This is a genomic window from Rhodococcus sp. PAE-6, assembly GCF_025290685.1.
GTDB classification, from domain to species: domain Bacteria; phylum Actinomycetota; class Actinomycetes; order Mycobacteriales; family Mycobacteriaceae; genus Rhodococcus; species Rhodococcus pyridinivorans.
Genome location: NZ_JAOCLZ010000112.1, coordinates 1 through 307, shown reverse-complemented (window position 1 = coordinate 307; position 307 = coordinate 1). Strand labels below are relative to the sequence as shown.

The 307-nt window shown below is 73.0% G+C and carries 1 protein-coding gene; it reads right to left on the bottom strand.

Annotated elements, in window-relative coordinates; genetic code table 11:
* A partial coding sequence (locus tag NVV99_RS27335; protein ID WP_260783294.1) for a hypothetical protein occupies positions 1–307 on the bottom strand: 307 nt, incomplete at both ends.

Here is a 307-nt window from a genome sequence, read left to right as displayed (position 1 = left end):
CCGACCATGCGCACCGACTCCGGTGCGGTGCCGACGAAGTGGCCGGCCCCGCAGCCCGGCTCGAGCACCACGGCGCCGTCGGGCAACCCGGCCCGCGCCACCGCCCGCCACAGCTCCGCCACCACCGCGGGGTCGGTGTAGTGCGCGTTCAGGGTGGTCTGACGGGCCTGGGCGAAGCCCTTGTCCCCGAGCAGGTCCAGCAGCTCGGCGTGCTCGTTACCCCACTGCGCGAGGATCTTCGCTCGGTTGTCGAAGATCTCCGGGATCGCTCCCCAGCCGGACCACTGCGCCAGCACCGCCTGCTCGT